16 protein-coding genes are annotated in these 18,016 nt (G+C 61.3%); 1 reads left to right on the top strand and 15 read right to left on the bottom strand.

Going from position 1 to position 18,016, the window contains the following annotated elements:
* The first annotated feature begins 4 nt into the window (after positions 1-4).
* The gene (locus ACOWVD_RS10955; protein WP_004932751.1) at positions 5-520 is read left to right on the top strand and encodes a DUF721 domain-containing protein; all 516 of its coding nucleotides are present in this window, start codon (positions 5-7) and stop codon (positions 518-520) included.
* A gap of 104 nt (positions 521-624) precedes the next feature.
* Here ACOWVD_RS10955 and lpxC read toward each other — a convergent pair whose 3' ends face one another.
* The 15 genes from lpxC to rsmH all read right to left on the bottom strand — a co-directional run bounded on the left by lpxC (position 625) and on the right by rsmH (position 18,014).
* Positions 625-1,542, bottom strand: coding sequence for a UDP-3-O-acyl-N-acetylglucosamine deacetylase (lpxC, locus tag ACOWVD_RS10950; protein WP_004932754.1), 918 nt, complete (start codon positions 1,540-1,542; stop codon positions 625-627).
* A gap of 103 nt (positions 1,543-1,645) precedes the next feature.
* Complete coding sequence (ftsZ, locus tag ACOWVD_RS10945) at positions 1,646-2,800, bottom strand: cell division protein FtsZ (RefSeq protein ID WP_004932757.1); 1,155 nt, start codon at positions 2,798-2,800, stop codon at positions 1,646-1,648.
* Positions 2,801-2,874: 74 nt separating this feature from the next.
* Positions 2,875-4,131, bottom strand: a complete 1,257-nt coding sequence (gene ftsA, locus ACOWVD_RS10940) for a cell division protein FtsA (RefSeq protein ID WP_004932758.1) — start codon at positions 4,129-4,131, stop codon at positions 2,875-2,877.
* A complete protein-coding gene (ftsQ, locus tag ACOWVD_RS10935; protein WP_004932761.1) occupies positions 4,128-4,979 on the bottom strand; it encodes a cell division protein FtsQ in 852 nt (283 codons plus the stop codon). Before ftsQ ends, ftsA begins: the two co-directional genes overlap by 4 nt.
* A gap of 1 nt (position 4,980) precedes the next feature.
* A complete protein-coding gene (locus ACOWVD_RS10930) occupies positions 4,981-5,901 on the bottom strand; it encodes a D-alanine--D-alanine ligase (RefSeq protein WP_015376651.1) in 921 nt (306 codons plus the stop codon).
* Positions 5,894-7,369, bottom strand: coding sequence for a UDP-N-acetylmuramate--L-alanine ligase (murC, locus tag ACOWVD_RS10925; protein WP_028127852.1), 1,476 nt, complete (start codon positions 7,367-7,369; stop codon positions 5,894-5,896). The genes ACOWVD_RS10930 and murC overlap by 8 nt, the downstream gene beginning before the upstream one ends.
* Positions 7,370-7,452: 83 nt before the next feature.
* Complete coding sequence (gene murG, locus ACOWVD_RS10920) at positions 7,453-8,517, bottom strand: undecaprenyldiphospho-muramoylpentapeptide beta-N-acetylglucosaminyltransferase (protein WP_004932773.1); 1,065 nt, start codon at positions 8,515-8,517, stop codon at positions 7,453-7,455.
* A 3-nt stretch (positions 8,518-8,520) separates the two neighbouring features.
* Complete coding sequence (gene ftsW / locus ACOWVD_RS10915; protein WP_004932776.1) at positions 8,521-9,723, bottom strand: cell division protein FtsW; 1,203 nt, start codon at positions 9,721-9,723, stop codon at positions 8,521-8,523.
* Complete coding sequence (gene murD, locus ACOWVD_RS10910) at positions 9,720-11,039, bottom strand: UDP-N-acetylmuramoyl-L-alanine--D-glutamate ligase (RefSeq protein ID WP_033651671.1); 1,320 nt, start codon at positions 11,037-11,039, stop codon at positions 9,720-9,722. The genes ftsW and murD overlap by 4 nt, the downstream gene beginning before the upstream one ends.
* 2 nt (positions 11,040-11,041) lie before the next feature.
* On the bottom strand, positions 11,042-12,124 hold the full coding sequence (mraY, locus tag ACOWVD_RS10905; protein WP_004932782.1) for a phospho-N-acetylmuramoyl-pentapeptide-transferase: 1,083 nt from the start codon (positions 12,122-12,124) through the stop codon (positions 11,042-11,044).
* Positions 12,118-13,479, bottom strand: a complete 1,362-nt coding sequence (gene murF / locus ACOWVD_RS10900) for a UDP-N-acetylmuramoyl-tripeptide--D-alanyl-D-alanine ligase (protein WP_421105629.1) — start codon at positions 13,477-13,479, stop codon at positions 12,118-12,120. The genes mraY and murF overlap by 7 nt, the downstream gene beginning before the upstream one ends.
* The gene (gene murE, locus ACOWVD_RS10895) at positions 13,476-14,963 is read right to left on the bottom strand and encodes a UDP-N-acetylmuramoyl-L-alanyl-D-glutamate--2,6-diaminopimelate ligase (protein ID WP_015376646.1); all 1,488 of its coding nucleotides are present in this window, start codon (positions 14,961-14,963) and stop codon (positions 13,476-13,478) included. The genes murF and murE overlap by 4 nt, the downstream gene beginning before the upstream one ends.
* Complete coding sequence (locus tag ACOWVD_RS10890; RefSeq protein WP_004932790.1) at positions 14,950-16,713, bottom strand: peptidoglycan glycosyltransferase FtsI; 1,764 nt, start codon at positions 16,711-16,713, stop codon at positions 14,950-14,952. Before ACOWVD_RS10890 ends, murE begins: the two co-directional genes overlap by 14 nt.
* A gap of 42 nt (positions 16,714-16,755) precedes the next feature.
* Positions 16,756-17,076, bottom strand: a complete 321-nt coding sequence (gene ftsL / locus ACOWVD_RS10885; RefSeq protein ID WP_015376645.1) for a cell division protein FtsL — start codon at positions 17,074-17,076, stop codon at positions 16,756-16,758.
* A complete protein-coding gene (rsmH, locus tag ACOWVD_RS10880) occupies positions 17,073-18,014 on the bottom strand; it encodes a 16S rRNA (cytosine(1402)-N(4))-methyltransferase RsmH (RefSeq protein ID WP_004932794.1) in 942 nt (313 codons plus the stop codon). The genes ftsL and rsmH overlap by 4 nt, the downstream gene beginning before the upstream one ends.
* Positions 18,015-18,016 lie beyond the last annotated feature (2 nt).

Here is an 18,016-nt window from a genome sequence, read left to right as displayed (position 1 = left end):
CATTATGCGCGATAGCCGTCCACAATTATTAGATGTCCTGTTCGACGACGCGTCTGCCGGCAGCAAAGGGCCGCTGCATAACGTCCAGCAACGCGCGGTGGCGCTGCTCAAGCTTAACCGTGCAGTGAAGGGCCTGTTGCCCGCTCCCCTGCATCCCTGGTGCCGCGTCGCGAATTTCCGACAGGGTATTTTAGTGCTCGAAACGGCAAATGCCAGTTGGATGATGCGCTTGCGCTACGAACAACCCGCTTTGCTGTCTGCACTACGAGCGCAAATTCTACCATCATTGTCGTCGATCGACATCAGGATTAATCCGGCCTTGATGGCGAAAGGCAGCAACCAGGTGCAAAACGCCGAGAAAGCGCCGGAAAAACCCGTGCCGATGCGGCATTTGAGTCTGGAAAGTGCGGAAGAGCTGAGAGGATTGGCGAGCCGTAGCCCGGAGAAACTGCGCAAGATATTGGAACGGCTGGCTGCATTGGCCGGAGAGGGTACCAACACAACCAGTCGTGATAAGTAATCAGCGACACAACTGCAAAACATCAGACGGCATCACGAGCCTGAATTCTCAGGCTCTCAGAGGATGCGCCTGCCGTTATTCGCAGCAGGCGAGGAATTCAGACCTTACGCCAATACGGTAGACGGTGCCTTGAATGCCAACGGCATTTCGGCTTCGTCCTGGAAGGTCACGTATTCCCACGCTTCCTGCTTGGCCAGTACGGCCTGCAGCAGTTTGTTGTTCAGCGCGTGCCCAGACTTGAACGCGGTGAACGCGCCAATGATGTTGTGGCCGCACATGAACAGGTCGCCGATGGCGTCCAGCATTTTGTGACGTACGAACTCGTCTTCGAAACGCAGACCGTCTTCGTTCAGCACGCGGTAGTCATCTACCACGATGGCGCAATCGAAGCTGCCGCCCAGGGCCAAGCCGCGGGACTGCAGATATTCGATATCGCGCATGAACCCGAAGGTGCGCGCGCGGCTGATTTGACGCACGAACGACTCAGCCGAGAAATCAAGACGGTAGCGCTGAGAGCTGGCGTCAATAGCCGGGTGGTTGAAGTCGATGGTGAAGTCCAGGCGGAACCCGTTATGCGGGGACAGCTCGGCCCACTTGTCGCCATCTTCAACACGCACGGTCTCTTTCAGACGCAGGAATTTCTTCGCCGAGTTCAGTTCTTCGATGCCGGCATCCAGCAGCAAGAACACGAACGGACTGGCGCTGCCGTCCATGATTGGGATTTCAGCGGCGTCGACTTCGATGACGATGTTGTCGATGCCCAGCCCAGCCAGCGCAGCGTTGAGGTGCTCAACGGTCGAAATACGCACGTCATGCTCATTCACCAGGCAAGTACAGAGCATGGTATCACGCACGGATTTTGCATCAGCCGGAAAATCAACCGGTGGATTCAAGTCAGTGCGACGATAGATGACCCCGGTATTAGCCGGCGCTGGGCGCATTGTCAGCGTGACTTTCTTGCCGGTATGCAAACCGACGCCAGTCGCCTGAACAATACGTTTTAATGTCCTTTGTTTGATCATCGTTTTATCTCGCAATGTTATCCATCCTACCAGCCAAGCATACAGCATGGCCGGCGGGACAGTTTAGCACAAAGAGCGGAGATTCCAAATTCTCAGGATATTCTTAGTCTGCCTGTTTACGCAGGAAGGCTGGAATATCAAGATAGTCGGGCTCTTTATTCGGCTGCGCAGCTTGGTCGTTGACCACCTTGGCGGCAGGTTTCACTTCCTGCGGCAGAGGCGACATGCCGTGCTGCTGATAACGGTGATCCATCACTGGCTGGCTGGCCTGCTTATTGGTCACCAGAGTGATTTCAGGACGCTTGTCCATACCGATACCGGTTGCAACCACGGTAACGCGCAGTTCGTCGTTCATTTCCGGATCCAGCGAGGTACCGATAACCACGGTAGCGTTGTCGGAAGCGAATGCACGGATGGTGTTACCCACAGTTTCGAACTCATCCAGACGCAGATCGAAGCCAGCGGTAATGTTGACCAGCACGCCGCGCGCGCCGGACAGGTCGATGTCTTCCAGCAGCGGGCTGGAGATCGCCATTTCGGCCGCTTCTTCGGCGCGGTCTTCACCGCAAGCCACGCCGGAACCCATCATCGCGTAGCCCATTTCGGACATCACGGTGCGCACGTCGGCGAAGTCGACGTTCATCAGGCCCGGACGGGTGATCAGCTCGGCGATACCCTGCACCGCGCCTTTCAGCACGTCGTTGGCCGCGCCGAACGCGTCCAGCAGAGAGATGCCGCGCCCCAGAACTTTCAACAGCTTGTCGTTCGGGATGGTGATCAGCGAGTCCACGTGTTTGGACAGTTCAGCGATACCCTGCTCCGCGAATGCCATGCGCTTCTTGCCTTCGAAGTTGAAAGGCTTGGTCACCACGGCCACGGTCAGAATACCCAAATCTTTAGCCACTTCAGCCACCACTGGCGCCGCACCGGTACCGGTACCGCCGCCCATGCCGGCTGCGATGAAGACCATGTCTGCGCCGTCCAGCGCTGCGCGCAGGGCTTCGCGGTCTTCTTCCGCTGAATTGCGACCCACCTCAGGGTTCGCGCCCGCACCCAGACCTTTGGTAATACCGCTACCAATCTGGATGGTTTGGCCAACCGCCGTTTTGCGGAGCGCCTGGGCGTCCGTGTTCACAGCGAAGAATTCAACACCTTCGATGCGCTCGCGCACCATGTGTTCAACGGCGTTGCCACCGCCGCCGCCGACGCCGATGACTTTAATCACCGCGTCATTGGTTAGTTCCATTGGTTCAAACATAGTTTCTCTCCGTTTTGTGCCTGTCGCTGCGAGATCATAAAAAGATTACTCAGCATGATCTCTTTGTTGAAACATTAAAACTCTTTTCTCAGCCAGCTATTGATGCGTTTAAACCAATTGCCCACCGAGGCGCGTTTTTCTACTTCTGTCTCACCGCTCAGGTGAGACTCTTTTCCATAGTGCAGCAGACCTACCGCCGTCGAGTAGTAAGGCTCCTGCGCATAATCCGTCAGCCCCGTGATGTTCAAGGGTTGGCCGATGCGTACCTGAGTGTGGAACACCCGTTGCGCACAGGCTGCCAGGCCATCAATCTGGGCGGCGCCACCGGTCAGCACGATACCTGCCGCCAGATGATGCTTCACCCCTTGCTGACGCAGTTGCTCCTGCAATTGCAAAATTTCATCGTTAACCAGATTCAACAGTTCGGTGTAGCGTGGCTCAATGACTTCAGCCAGCGTCTGTCTTTGCAGACTGCGCGGAGGACGTCCCCCGACGCTAGGCACCTCTACATTCTCATCCTTGCTAACAATCGACCCAAGCGCACAACCGTGTCGAACTTTGATCGCTTCCGCGTCGGTCGGCGGCGTGCCGAAGGCGTAGGCGATATCGCTGGTGACCACGTTCCCGGCATAAGGGATCACTTTGGTGTGGCGCAGCGCACCGCCGGTATACACCGCCATATCCATGGTGCCGCCGCCGATATCCACCACGCAAACGCCGAGTTCGCGTTCATCTTCGGTCAGCACCGCGTAGCTCGCGGCCAGACCGGCGAAAATAAGTTGGTCAACTTTCAGGCCGCAACGTTCCACGGCCTTGACGATGTTCTTCGCCATATCGTTATGGCAGGTAATCAGATGCACCTTGGCCTGCATGCGCACGCCGGACAGCCCAACCGGGTTTTTGATGCCTTCCTGATAATCGATGGCATATTCCTGAGGGATCACGTGCAGGATACGGTGTTCGTCGCGCACGCGCACCGATTTGGCGGTGTGCACCACATTCTCCACGTCGTCCTGCGTCACTTCCTCTTCCGAGATCGGCACCATGCCGATTTCGTTCTGACAGCTGATGTGTTTGCCCGACAGCGCCAGGTACACCGAAGAGATCTGGCAGTCCGCCATCAGCTCGGCCTGATCGATGGCGCGCTGTACGCACTTCACCACCGATTCCAGGTCGTTTACGCCACCCTTATCCATACCGCGAGACGGGCAGCTGCCCACCCCGATAATGTTGACCATGCCATCGGGCAGAACTTCCCCTACCAACGCGGAGACTTTTGCAGTACCGATCTCCAGTCCAACTACCAGTTTTCTGTCCGTCGACTTGATCATTGTTGTTTTGCCTGTGCCTGATTCTGTTGCTGATTACTGTTTTGCTGACCGCCAAGCGCCTGCGGATCGACCAACACCGGAGCCCACCCTACCGAAGCGCCGGACTCGTAGCGCAGATCGACATAGCTGACACGCTTGCTCTCCGCCTGGCCCTGCTGCTGCAATACCGGGTAAAGCTCGATAAACCGCTGCAAACGCCCGTTGCGGTCATCGCGCCCCAGCTCAAGCCGGACATCGTTGTCCAGCGCCAGCTGCCAGGAATGGCGCGCGGTCATCGCCGCCATTTTCAGCGTATATTTGCTGGCCGCCAACGTGGCGCTCATCGCCCGATAGCCTTCCAGCACATCCTGCTCGCTCCCTTCCGGCCCGTAGAGCAGCGGCAACTTCTGCTTGCCCGCCCGCTCCGCCGGTACGCTGAACGCTTTGCCCTCGGCGTCCACCATGTGCAAATCGTTCCAGCGCGCCACCGGGACGTACTCCACCAGATGGATCTTCAGCTCATCCGGCCATTGTTTGCGCACGCTGGCCTGCTTGATCCACGGCAGACGTTCGATCTGCTGCTGGATGACGTCCACATCCTGCGTCATAAAGGTGCCGGGTGCGCCCAGCGCCAGGATCGCCTGACGAATATCATCGTTGGTGGTGTAATGGCGTTCGCCGGTCACCACCAGCCTTGAGAGCGGCAGGCGGCTGGCGTCTTTCATCCAGCCAAGCACCGCCCAACCGCTCCACACGACCGTTCCCAACACCATCAGCAGGAAAATCATTCCCGCCAACTGGGTTCCATTGCTGCGGCGCGGGCCGTTATCCACCTCGCGATCGCGCGCATTCAGGGCAGCTTGCGACATATCAGTCGGCCAACTCCAAAATTCTCGCCACCAACTGCGAGAAGCTTAATCCAAACTGGCGCGCCGCCATCGGCACCAGGCTATGACTAGTCATGCCCGGAGAGGTGTTCACCTCAAGCAGATAGAAGCGGCCATCGCTGTCTTGCATCACGTCGACGCGGCCCCAGCCGCTGCAGTCCAGACCGCGGTAGGCGCGCAGCGCCAACGCCGCCATCTCGGCTTCCTGCTCGGCGCTCAAACCGCTCGGGCAGAAGTACTGCGTGTCGTCCGAAATGTACTTGGCCTGGTAGTCGTAAAACACGCCGGCCGGCTGGATGCGGATTGACGGCAGAACCTGGTCGCCCAGCATCGCCACGGTGTATTCCGGGCCGCTCAACCACTTCTCCACCAGCACATCGTCGTCATGGCGGAAGGCTTCTTCCAGCGCCGCTGCCAACGCCGCGCTTTCGGTGACCTTGCTCATACCGACGCTGGAGCCTTCACGGCTCGGCTTGACGATCAGCGGCAAACCGAGATCCGCCACGCGCGCCAGCAGCGCCGCTTTTTCGGCGCCGAGGTACAGCTGGCGATTCAGCGCCACGTAAGGCGCTACCGGCAAGCCCATCGACTGCCACACCATCTTGGTGCGCCATTTGTCCATGGTCAGCGCCGAGGCCATCACGCCACTGCCGGTATAAGGCAGTTCGAGGAACTCCAGCAGCCCTTGCAGGGTGCCGTCCTCGCCGCCGCGCCCGTGCAGCGCGATAAATACTTTGGTGAATCCCTGCTCTTTCAACTGGGTCACCGGGAAATCGCGGGTGTCGACGCCGTGCGCATCGATACCGGCTTCGCGCAACCCGGCCAGCACCGCGGCGCCGGACTGCAGGGAAACTTCGCGTTCGGCGGAGGTGCCGCCCAGCAGAACTGCAACTTTATCAGCCATGGTGCTCCTCCTCTTTCTTCGGCGGCTGCAGCTTCAGCTCGGCCAGTTTACGGGCGATTTTGCCCACGTTGCCGGCGCCCTGCACCAGCACCAAGTCTTCATCCTGCAGCAGCTGCGCCAGGGTTTCCGGCACGCTATCGGCATCGGAAACCAGGATCGGATCCAGCTTGCCGCGGCTGCGGATGGTGCGGCACAGCGAACGGCTGTCCGCGCCCGGGATCGGCGCTTCGCCGGCGGCGTACACGTCGAGCATCAGCAGCACATCCACCTGCGACAGCACGTTGGCGAAATCGTCGTACAGATCGCGGGTGCGCGTATAACGGTGCGGCTGGAAGATCATCACCAAACGCTTGTCCGGCCAGCCGGCGCGCGCCGCTTTCAGCGTGGCGTCCACCTCGGTCGGATGGTGGCCGTAATCGTCCACCAGCATCGCGCTGCCCGCTTTGCCGTTGACCGGTTCCAGCGGGAACTCGCCGAGGAAATCGAAGCGGCGCCCGGTGCCCTGGAAGCCCGCCAGCGCGCGCAGGATATCTTCGTCGTCGATGCCTTCTTCGGTCGCTACCGCCACCGCCGCCGCTGCGTTCAACGCATTGTGGCGGCCCGGCGCGTTCAGCGTTACCGTCAGCAACGGCTTGTCCTGGCGGCTCAGGGTAAAGTGCCCCTGCGGCCCAATCTGCCGGTAGTCTTCGATGCGCACGTCGGCATCTTCACTGAAGCCGTAGGTGGTGATATGGCGCCCCACGCGCGGCAGCAGCTCGCGCACTACCGGATCGTCGATGCACATCACCGCACGGCCGTAGAACGGCAGGTTGTGCAAGAAATTGATAAACGTCTGTTTCAGGTTCTCAAAGTCGCCCTGGTAGGTGTCCATGTGGTCGGCTTCAATGTTGGTGACCACGGCCACCATCGGCTGCAGATGCAGGAACGACGCATCGCTCTCATCCGCTTCCGCGATCAGATAACGGCTGGATCCCAGTCGTGCGTGGGTGCCCGCCGCCTTCACCAGCCCGCCGTTGACGAAGGTCGGGTCCAGGCGGGCTTCGGCATAAATGCTCGAGACCATCGCCGTGGTGGTGGTTTTGCCGTGCGTGCCGGCAATAGCGATGCCGTGACGAAAACGCATCAGCTCCGCCAGCATTTCAGCGCGGCGGATCACCGGGATGCGCGCTTCACGAGCGGCGACGATCTCCGGGTTGTCGGCGGAGATGGCGGTAGAGACCACCACCACGCTCGCATCCAGCACGTTTTCCGGGCGGTGATTGAAATAAATCGTCGCTCCGAGCGCGCTCAACTGTTGGGTCACCGGATTCGGCGCCAGGTCGGAGCCGCTGATCTGATACCCTTCGTTTGCCAACACTTCGGCGATACCACCCATGCCGGCGCCACCGATGCCGACAAAGTGAATGTGCCGGACGCGACGCATCTCGGGCACGATAGTACGTAGTTTCGCCAGTTGTTGTGTATTCATCACTCTCTCTAATCCGGACCCGGTATCCCGGCCCTACATCACATTGCTTTATTCAGGTTCGGCGCACCGAACCCCTGCACTCGTTACTTGGCGAGCCGCACCAGCTCCGCCGCCACGCGCTCGGTGGCGTCCGGAATGGCGACCGCGCGCGCTTTCTCGGCCATGGCCAGCAGCGTCTTGCGATCCCAGCTCGCCAGCAGTTCGGCCACCACATCGGCGTTAAACTGCGGCTGTTCGATAATCTTCGCCGCGCCGGCTTCTTCCAGCGGACGCGCATTCCAGTACTGCTGACGGTCCTTGTGCATGAACGGCACGAAGATCGCCGGCAGCCCCGCCGCCGCGATTTCGCTGACGGTCAACGCGCCGGAGCGGCAGACCACCACGTCGGCCCAGGCGTAGGCGGCGGCCATGTCGTCGATGAACTCGGTCACCTTGTGCTGCGTCTGCCCTACCCTCTCGTAGTCGCGCAGCACCGTTTCCAGCGCGCCCTTGCCCACCTGATGCCAGAGCGTAATTCTATCGCCCAAACGCGCCGCGACTTCAGGAACTGTCTGATTCAGCACGCGCGCGCCCTGACTTCCGCCAATCACCAACACGCGGATCGGGCCTTCGCGCCCTTGCAACCGCTCCGCCGGCAGTGGCAGCGCCAACACGTCGGTACGCACCGGGTTGCCCACCACCTCGGCGTTCGGGAACGCGCCGGGGAAGGCCTGCATCACTTTGGCGGCGATGCGCGCCAGCCAGCGGTTGGTCAAACCGGCGATGCCGTTCTGCTCGTGCAGCACCACCGGGATGCCGCACTGCCAGGCCGCCAGGCCGCCGGGGCCGGAAACGTAACCCCCCATCCCCAGCACCACATCCGGCTGATAACTGCGCATGATGGCTTTCGCCTGCCGCACCGCCTGCCAGATGCGCAATGGCGCGGTCAGCTGGGCCTTCAGGCCCTTGCCGCGCAGGCCGGAGATGCGGATAAAATCAATCTCGATCCCGTGCTTCGGCACCAGATCGGCTTCCATTCGGTCTGCGGTTCCGAGCCAGCGCACCTGCCAGCCCTGCGCCATCAGATGATGCGCGACCGCCAGCCCCGGGAACACGTGCCCGCCGGTACCGCCTGCCATCACCATTAAACGCTTAGGTTTCCCGCTCATCCCTTACCTCTTCACAAACGCCTGAGCCTTGGTCAGGCGCGTTTCATAATCAATTCGCAGCAACAGCACGATCGCCGTCGACATAATCAGCAAGCTCGAGCCGCCGTAACTGATCAGCGGCAGCGTCAGACCTTTGGTCGGCAGCATGCCTGCGGCGGCGCCGACGTTAACCAGCGCCTGGAAGCTGAACCACACGCCGATCGCGCAGGCCAGGAAGCCGGAGAAGCGTTGGTCGATCTCCAGCGCGCGGCGCCCGATGGACATCGCGCGAAAAGCGACGAAGAATACCATTAACAGGGCTAAAACCACACCGATATAGCCCAGTTCTTCACCCAAAATGGAGAAGATGAAGTCGGTGTGCGCTTCCGGCAAATACTCCAGTTTCTGCACCGAGTTGCCGAGCCCCTGCCCCCAGAACTCACCGCGGCCGAATGCCATCAGCGACTGGGTCAGCTGGTAGCCGCTGCCGAACGGGTCGGCCCACGGGTTCCAGAACGAGGTCACGCGGCGCATACGGTACGGTTCCGCGATAATCAGCAGCACCACGGCGAACACGCCGGAGCCGATGATCGCCAGGAACTGCCACATTTTCGCGCCGGCCAGGAACAGCATCGCCAGCGTGGTGATGAACAGCACCACCACGGTGCCGAGATCCGGTTGCGCCAGCAGCAGCACCGCCAGCACCACCATCACGCCCATCGGCTTGCAGAAGCCCCAGAAGTTGCTGCGCACCTCTTCCACCTTGCGCACCAGATAGCTCGCCAGATAGCAGAACAGCGACAGCTTGGACAGCTCCGCCGGCTGAATACGCAGCGGGCCGAGCGCGATCCAGCGCGAGGCCCCGTTCACCGAGCTCCCCACCACCAGGACGATCAGCAGCATCACGATCGACATCAGCAGCATCACGTTGCTGTAGCGCTGCCAAACTTCCATCGGGATGCGCAGCGTCACCAGAGACAAGCCGAACGCCAGGCCAAGGTACAGCGCATCGCGTTTGGCGAACAGGAACGGATCGTCCGCCAGGCGTTGGCCGATCGGCATCGACGCCGAAGTCACCATCACGAAGCCGATGATCGCCAACCCGAAGGTCAGCCACAGCAGGGTGCGGTCGTACAGCACCATGTTGACCGCGTCGTTGTCACGCGCGCCGGTCACCCAGTCTTTCATCCGTTCTGTCAGCCCGAAGTTCGGCAAGCGTAGTTTCATCCGCCAAGCTCCTGCGCCAGGCGGGCGAACTCATCGCCGCGCACTTCAAAATTACGGAACTGATCGAGACTGGCGCAGGCCGGCGACAACAGCACCATATCGCCGGGCTGTACGCGGCCGGCGATGGTGCGCATCGCCTGCTCCATGGTCTCGGTCAGCGTCGCCACTTCCGGCCGCAGCTGCGCCAGCTGGGCGCCGTCGCGGCCAAAGCAATACAGACGCACGTTGTCGCCCTGCAGATAGCGCGCCAGCGGTGAGAAATCGGCGGATTTGCCGTCGCCGCCCAGCAGCAGATGCAGCGTGCCGTCCACCTGCAGGCCGTTCAGCGCCGCTTCGGTGCTGCCGACGTTGGTGGCTTTGGAATCGTTGATCCAACGAACGCCGTTGTTCTCCCAGGCCAGCTGGAAACGGTGCGCCAGGCCGGTAAAGGTGGTCAGCGCCTTCAGGCTGGAGGCACGCGGGATATTGACCGCATCCGCCAACGCCAGCGCCGCCAGGGCGTTGGTGTAATTGTGGCGGCCGGTCAGCTTCATCTCGCGCGTATTCAGCACCTTCTCACCGCGCACCCGCAGCCAGGTTTCGCCCTGCTGACGGTTCAGGTGATAGTCGCCCACGTCCGCCCCGAAGCTGACGCAGCGCTCGTCGGCGCCGCGCACCGGCATGGTCAGCGCATCGTCCGCGTTCACCACGCACACCGCGGCGTTTTCATACACGCGCAGCTTGGCGCCGCGATACTGCTGCAGGCCAAATGGATAACGATCCATATGATCTTCGGTCACGTTCAGGATGGTCGCCGCCGCCGCTCGCAGGCTATGCGTCGTTTCAAGCTGGAAGCTGGACAGTTCCAGCACGTACAGCTGACATTCCTGACGCAACAGGCTCAGCGCCGGCAGGCCGATATTGCCGCCCACGCCTACCGCCCAACCGGCGGCTTTCGCCATTTCGCCCACCAGGGTGGTGACGGTGCTCTTGCCGTTGGAGCCGGTGATCGCCACGATCGGCGCCTGCGCCTCGCGGCAGAACAGTTCGACGTCGCCGACGATTTCCACGCCGGCGTCCGCTGCGGCGCTCAATGCCGGGGTCGCCAACGCGACGCCCGGACTGGCGACGATCAGATCCGCCGCCAGCAGCCAGTCCTGATTCAAATCGCCCAAATGGCGCTCCACGCTTTCAGGCAGTTTGTCCAACCCTGGCGGCGCGATACGGGTATCCATCACGCGCGGCGTTACGCCGCGCGCCATGAAGAAATCGACACAGGACAGGCCGGTGAGGCCCAACCCGATGATGACGACTTTTCTACCCTGATAGTCTGCCATGATTAACGCACCTTCAGCGTTGCCAGGCCAATCAGCACCAGCATCAGCGAAATGATCCAGAAGCGCACGATCACGCGCGGTTCCGGCCAGCCTTTCAATTCATAGTGGTGGTGAATCGGCGCCATGCGGAAAATGCGTTGCCCGCGCAGCTTGAACGACCCCACCTGCAGGATCACCGACAGCGTCTCTACCACGAATACGCCGCCCATGATCACCAACAAGAACTCTTGGCGCAGCAGCACCGCGATAGTGCCCAGCGCGCCGCCCAGCGCCAGCGAACCGACGTCGCCCATAAATACCTGAGCCGGGTAGGTGTTGAACCACAGGAACCCAAGGCCGGCGCCGACGATGGCGGTGCAGACGATCACCAACTCACCGGCATGACGCAGATACGGAATATGCAGGTAGTTGGCGAAGTTCATGTTACCGGTCGCCCAGGCCACCAGCGCGAAACCGGCCGCCACGAATACCGTCGGCATAATCGCCAGGCCGTCCAGGCCGTCGGTCAGGTTGACCGCGTTGCTGGTGCCGACGATGACGAAATAGGCCAGCAGGATGTACAGCAGGCCCAGCTGCGGCATCACGTCCTTAAAGAACGGCACAACCAGCTCGGTGGCTGGCGTGTCTTTTCCTACGGCGTACATGGCGAATGCGACAATCAGCGCAATCACCGACTGCCAGAAATACTTCCAGCGGGCGATCAGCCCTTTGGTGTCCTTACGCACCACCTTGCGGTAGTCGTCGACGAAACCGACGATGCCGTAACCCACCAGCACAAACAGCACGCACCAGACATACGGGTTGGACGGGTAGGCCCACATCAGCACCGAAATGGTGATGGAGGTCAGGATCATGATGCCGCCCATGGTCGGCGTGCCGCGCTTGCTGAAGTGCGACTCGGGGCCGTCGTTGCGCACCACCTGCCCGAAGGACATTTCTTGCAGACGCTTGATCACCCGCGGGCCCATCCACAACGACAGGAACAGCGCGGTCAGCAGGCTGACAATGGCTCGGAACGTCAGATAAGAAAAGACGTTGAAGCCTGAGTAATACTTGACCAAATGCTCGGCCAGCCAAACTAACATGGTGCTTTCTCCTGTAACGCGCGTACTACCTGCTCCATTGCGGCACTACGTGAACCTTTGATTAACACGGTGATGACCGCATGTTCCGACAGTAATTCCGCCACGCGCGCGATCACTGCTGTCTTGTCCTGATAATGTTCGCCGTTGCCGGAAGCTTCGCTCAGCACGCGGCTCAACCCGCCGACGCTGATCACTTTGTCGACCCCGGCCAGACGGGCGGCTTCGCCCACCTGACGGTGGCACTCTTCCGCTTCTGCGCCCAGCTCAGCCATATCGCCGACCACCATCACGCGGTAGCCCGGCATCTCCGCCAGCACCTGCGCCGCCGCGGTCATCGACCCGACGTTGGCGTTGTAGCTGTCGTCCAGCAGCAGCTTACCTTCGGCCAGCGCCACCGGGAACAAACGCCCCGGCACCGCCTGCAATTGTTTTAACCCCTGACGCACCGCTTCCAGGGTGGCGCCTAGCGACATCGCCAGCGCCGTGGCCGCCAACGCGTTGGCCACGTTGTGGCGCCCCGGCAGCGGCAGCGCGATCTCGGCGGTGCCGAACGGGCTGTGCAGCGTGAACTGCGTGCCTGCGCCGTTCACCCGCACGTCGTCCGCGAAGAAGTCCACGCCTTCGGCGGCCTGTGGCGAGAAGCGCCAGACGGTTTTGCCGTCCAGCATGCTCTGCCAGTGCGGCCAGTCGTTGTTATCGGCGTTGATGATCGCCACGCCGTCGGCCGGCAGGCCGGTAAAGATTTCACCTTTCGCCTGGGCGACGCCGGCCAGCGAGCCGAAGCCTTCCAGGTGCGCGGCCGCCAGGTTGTTCACCAAAGCGGTCTGCGGACGCGTCAATGCGGTGGTGTAAGCAATTTCGCCAATGTGGTTAGCGCCCAGCTCTATCACGGCAAAATCATGCTGCGGCTCCAGACGCAACAGCGTCAGCGGCACGCCGATGTCGTTATTGAAGTTGCCGGCGGTATACAGCACTTCGCCGCATTCACGCAGAATGGCGGCGGTCATTTCTTTCACCGATGTCTTGCCCGAGGAACCGGTCAGCGCTACCACGCGCGCCGGCACCTGTTGACGCACCCAGGCGCCAAGCTGGCCCAGCGCCAAACGGGTGTCTTGCACCACCAGCTGCGGCGCGTCCACTGATAAGCGCTTACTGACCAGCAGCGCCCCGGCGCCTGCGGCTACGGCATCCGCCGCGAAGTCGTGCGCGTCGAAACGCTCGCCTTTCAGCGCCACAAACAGGCAACCGGCGGTCACCTTGCGGGTGTCTGTCGTCACCTCGACAATTTGGCAATCGGCGCCCACCAGTTCAGCGCTCAATACCTCAGCCAGTGTCTGAAGAGAGACAGGGATCATGCCAGCACCCCCAGCAGTCGGGCGACCGTCGTGCGGTCGGAGTAATCCAGGCGGCGGTTGCCCACCAGTTGATAATCTTCGTGGCCTTTGCCCGCCACCAGCACCACATCCTGCTCCTGCGCCTGCATGATGGCGCTGGTCACCGCTTCGGCGCGGCCGTGGATCACCAGCGCCTGCCCGGCGTCCAGCAATCCGGTCAGGATGTCGTTGATAATCGCGCGCGGCTCTTCGGTGCGCGGGTTGTCATCGGTGATCACCACGCGATCGGCGAACTGCTCGGCGATGCCGCCCATCAGCGGACGCTTGCCCTTGTCGCGATCGCCGCCGCAGCCGAACACACACCACAGCTGCCCCTGGCAGTGCAGACGCGCGGCTTCCAGCGCTTTCTCCAGCGCATCCGGCGTGTGGGCGTAATCCACCACTACCGTCGGTTTGCCCGGCGCGTTAAACACTTCCATGCGGCCGCAGACCGGCTGCAGACGGCTGCCGGTTTCCACCAGCGCCTCCAGCGGGTAGCCCAACGACAGCAGCGTCGCCAATGCCAACAGCAGGTTGCTGACGTTGAACGCGCCCATCAGGCGGCTTTCGATCTCGCCGTCGCCCCAGCTGGAGCTGAAACGAACAGTCGCGCCGTTGTCGTGATAGTCGACCGCCGTGGTTTTCAGCCAGCGGCCGTGGCAGCCCGGCTGCAGGTTGTCCTGCATCGTCACCGCTACCGCATCCGGCAATTTGCCGAGCCAGCGCTGACCGACTTCATCGTCGGCGTTGATGATCGCCTGCCCCACGTTGTGGGCGGCGAACAGCGACCATTTGGCCGCTTCGTAATTGGCCATATCACCGTGGTAATCCAGGTGATCGCGGCTCAGGTTGGTGAAGACCGCCGCAGCGAACGGCAGCGCCGCTACCCGGTGTTGCACCAAACCGTGGGAAGAAACTTCCATGGCGGCGAAGGTCGCGCCCTGTTCCGCCAACTCGTTTAATACGTGTTGAACATCCACCGCAGAACCGGTGGTATTCTCGGTCGGACACACCTGGCCCAGCAGGCCGTTGCCGACGGTGCCCATCACCGCGCTGGTTTCGCCCAGCAGTTGGCTCCACTGCGCCAGCAGCTGCGTGGTGGTGGTTTTGCCGTTGGTGCCGGTCACGCCGACCAGGCGCAAGCGCTCGCCCGGCTGATGGTAAAAACGCCCGGCCAGCGCGGAAAGGCGCTGGTTCAGTTGGCTCAGGTAGATCACCGGCACGCCGTGCATCTCAACGATGGCGCCGTCTTCGGCCTGACCGTCAGCCTCGGCGATCACAGCGGCGACGCCCTGCGCGATGGCCTGCGGAATATAGCGGCGCCCATCCGTTTGATGGCCGACCACGGCGACAAACAGATCCCCGGCAGCCGCCACACGGCTGTCTAATGTCATTTCCCGCAGCGCGCGCCCGGGTGCCGTCGGCACCCACGGGGCGAGTAAGTCGCGCAAATTACGATCTGCCACCTGAACCCTCTTTCTTGTTAATCACTAATTCGCTTTTGTCACCGGTGGGCAACGCGTCAGGCTCGACGTTCATGGTGCGCAATACGCCGCCCATGATGGCGCCGAACACCGGCGCGGAGATTGCGCCACCATAGTATTTCCCACCCTGCGGGTCGTTGATGACGACCACCAGGGCAAAACGGGGGTTACTTGCCGGCGCGACGCCGGCGGTATAAGCGATGTATCGGTTGACGTATTTGCCGTCCGGGCCCACTTTTTTCGCGGTACCGGTTTTGATGGCGATACGGTATCCCTTGATGGCGGCTTTTACGCCGCCGCCGCCCGGCAAGGCCACGCTTTCCATCATGTGCACCACGGTGCGCACCAGAGGTTCAGGGAAAACGCGCTCGCCGGCGACCGGAGGGTCAACCTTGGTGATCGACAATGGGCGATACACGCCCAGGCTGCCGATCGTTGCATAGACTCGCGCCAACTGTAACGGAGTTACCATCAGCCCGTAGCCGAAAGAGAAGGTGGCCCTCTCTATGTCAGACCACCGTTGTTTTTTTGGGTATATGCCACTGCTTTCTCCGACCAGCCCCAAATTGGTCGCTTTTCCCAGCCCAAAACGAGAGTAAGTATCTACTAACGCTGAGGACGGCATCGCTAACGCCAGCTTTGAAACACCGACGTTACTCGACTTCTGCAAGATCCCGGTCAATGACAGCTCCGAGTACCGCGCCACGTCTTTGATCTCGTGGCCCTGAATGCGATACGGGATGGTGTTCAGCACGCTGTTTTCTCTCACCACGCCGTTTTGCAGCGCGGTCATCACCACCATTGGCTTCACGGTTGAACCGGGTTCAAAAATATCGGTGATGGCGCGGTTACGCATGGTTTCTTTCGGCGTACCGGCCATGTTGTTCGGGTTGTAAGACGGGCTGTTGGCCATCGCCAGCACTTCGCCGGTGTTCACATCGATCAGCACCGCAGTGCCCGATTCGGCCTTGTTGAACGCCACCGCATTGTTCAGCTCGCGATACACCAGCGCCTGCAGGCGCTCATCGACGCTCAGCACCAGGTTGTGCGCCGCCTGGCTGTCGACGGAGGAGATGTCTTCGATCACCCGGCCGAAGCGGTCCTTGCGCACCGTTCTCTCGCCCGGTTGCCCGGTCAGCCAGCGGTCGAAGCTCTTCTCTACGCCTTCGATACCTTGCCCGTCGATGTTGGTCACGCCGATGATGTGCGACGTCACCTGCCCCGCCGGATAGTAACGGCGCGACTCCTGCCGCAGGTAGATCCCCGGCAGCTTGAGTTTGTGGATGTAGTCGCCGATCGCCGGGTTAACCTGGCGCGCCAGATAAACGAAGCGCCCTTTCGGGTTGGCGTTGATGCGGTTGGAGAGTTGGTCCAGCGGGATGTTCAGCGCATCGGAAAGCGCTTTCCAGCGGCTGTCCAGCGTGATGCCGCCGCGCTCGTTCAGCTCTTTCGGATCGGCCCACACCGCATTCACCGGCACGCTGACCGCCAACGGACGGCCGGCGCGATCGCTGATCATGCCGCGCGCGGTCGGCACTTCCTGCACGCGCAGCGAACGCATGTCGCCTTCTTTCACCAGACGATCGGGGTTGATGACCTGCAGGTACGCGACGCGCAACATCAGGCCAACCATCGCCAGCAAAATGCAGCCGCACAGCAACGCAAAACGCCAGCTGACAAAGCTGGCCTGATCTTCCTGGCGTCTCAACTTACCGGGGCGCGCTGCTTTCATGCGTTTCCTTTCTACTCCGTGTCATTATTCCGGTTAAACCATTCATTGTTTAACGATGATATTTTCCTGCGATGGATCAACGTGTTGCATCTGCAGTTTTTCTGTCGCGATACGTTCAACCCGGCTGTGATCGCCGAGGGCGTTCTCTTCTAAAATCAGGTTGCGCCACTCGATGTCCAGCGCATCGCGCTCCAGAACCAGCTGTTCGCGCTCGGCGGTCAGCAGGCGGGTGCGGTGCGCGGTAGTCACCACGAAAATCGCGGAGACCAGTGACGCAATCAGTAAAATCAGGGGGATCTTGGCGTTGCGCAGCAGATCGCCGCCAATGACCCCAACCAGACCGTGACGTTCGTTGCCGATCACGCGGGCATCCTCTCAGCAATACGCAGCACCGAGCTGCGCGCACGCGGGTTGTCCGCCACTTCCGCTTCCGACGGCATCATTTTGCCCAGCGCTTTCAGCGTCCGGCCGCCCATGCCGCGCAGCTGCTCTTCGGTCAACGGAATGCCGGCCGGCACCTGGGCGCCGCGGCTATGGTGACGCATAAAGCGTTTGACGATGCGGTCTTCCAGCGAGTGGAAGCTGATGATCGACAAACGGCCCTGCGGGGCCAGCACTTCCAGCGCGCCGTCGAGCGCACGCTCGATCTCTTCCAGCTCGCTGTTGATATAGATGCGGATCGCCTGGAAGCTGCGCGTCGCCGGGTGCTTGTGCTTTTCCCGGAACGGACTGGCATCGGCGATCAGATCCGCCAGCTCTTTGGTCCGCGTCATCGGCTCCACGCGGTTTCTTTCCACGATGGCGCGCGCGATGCGCTTGGCGAAACGCTCCTCGCCAAAGGTTTTCAGCACCCAGGCGATGTCGTCCGCTTCGGCCTTCATCAGCCATTCCGCGGCGGACAGGCCGGTGGACGGATCCATGCGCATGTCCAGCGGGCCGTCGCGCATAAAGGAGAACCCGCGCTCCGCGTCGTCAAGCTGCGGCGAGGAAACGCCCAGATCGAGCAGAACGCCGTCGATCTTGCCCACCAGCTCGCGCTCCCGCACATAGTGCGACAACTCGGAAAATGGGCCGTGTACGATGGTAAAACGAGGATCTTCAATAGATTTGGCGGCTGCAATCGCCTGAGGGTCACGGTCAATCGCCAGCAAGCGCCCTTCCGGCCCCAGCTGGGACAGAATCAGACGAGAATGGCCACCGCGACCAAAAGTACCGTCGATATATATGCCGTTGCTGCGGATGTTGAGGCCATTGACGGCTTCGTCCAGCAGGACGGTGGTGTGTTTATAGTTTTCCAACATGC

This window comes from Serratia sp. SA088, assembly GCF_049065515.1.
GTDB lineage: Bacteria > Pseudomonadota > Gammaproteobacteria > Enterobacterales > Enterobacteriaceae > Serratia > Serratia nematodiphila.
Note: the sequence above shows the minus strand (reverse complement) of the source record. Positions and strands in the feature narration are given on the sequence as shown.

What these genes read in the sequence shown, in the direction of transcription:
- ACOWVD_RS10955 (WP_004932751.1), top strand. Translation starts at nt 5, where the DNA reads ATGCGCGATAGCCGTCCACAATTATTAGATGTCCTGTTCGACGACGCG.
- murD (WP_033651671.1), bottom strand. Translation starts at nt 11,039, where the DNA reads ATGGCAGACTATCAGGGTAGAAAAGTCGTCATCATCGGGTTGGGCCTC.
- ACOWVD_RS10930 (WP_015376651.1), bottom strand. Translation starts at nt 5,901, where the DNA reads ATGGCTGATAAAGTTGCAGTTCTGCTGGGCGGCACCTCCGCCGAACGC.
- ftsA (WP_004932758.1), bottom strand. Translation starts at nt 4,131, where the DNA reads ATGATCAAGTCGACGGACAGAAAACTGGTAGTTGGACTGGAGATCGGT.
- ftsQ (WP_004932761.1), bottom strand. Translation starts at nt 4,979, where the DNA reads ATGTCGCAAGCTGCCCTGAATGCGCGCGATCGCGAGGTGGATAACGGC.
- mraY (WP_004932782.1), bottom strand. Translation starts at nt 12,124, where the DNA reads ATGTTAGTTTGGCTGGCCGAGCATTTGGTCAAGTATTACTCAGGCTTC.
- ftsW (WP_004932776.1), bottom strand. Translation starts at nt 9,723, where the DNA reads ATGAAACTACGCTTGCCGAACTTCGGGCTGACAGAACGGATGAAAGAC.
- murC (WP_028127852.1), bottom strand. Translation starts at nt 7,369, where the DNA reads ATGAATACACAACAACTGGCGAAACTACGTACTATCGTGCCCGAGATG.
- ACOWVD_RS10890 (WP_004932790.1), bottom strand. Translation starts at nt 16,713, where the DNA reads ATGAAAGCAGCGCGCCCCGGTAAGTTGAGACGCCAGGAAGATCAGGCC.
- lpxC (WP_004932754.1), bottom strand. Translation starts at nt 1,542, where the DNA reads ATGATCAAACAAAGGACATTAAAACGTATTGTTCAGGCGACTGGCGTC.
- rsmH (WP_004932794.1), bottom strand. Translation starts at nt 18,014, where the DNA reads ATGTTGGAAAACTATAAACACACCACCGTCCTGCTGGACGAAGCCGTC.
- murG (WP_004932773.1), bottom strand. Translation starts at nt 8,517, where the DNA reads ATGAGCGGGAAACCTAAGCGTTTAATGGTGATGGCAGGCGGTACCGGC.
- murF (WP_421105629.1), bottom strand. Translation starts at nt 13,479, where the DNA reads ATGATCCCTGTCTCTCTTCAGACACTGGCTGAGGTATTGAGCGCTGAA.
- ftsZ (WP_004932757.1), bottom strand. Translation starts at nt 2,800, where the DNA reads ATGTTTGAACCAATGGAACTAACCAATGACGCGGTGATTAAAGTCATC.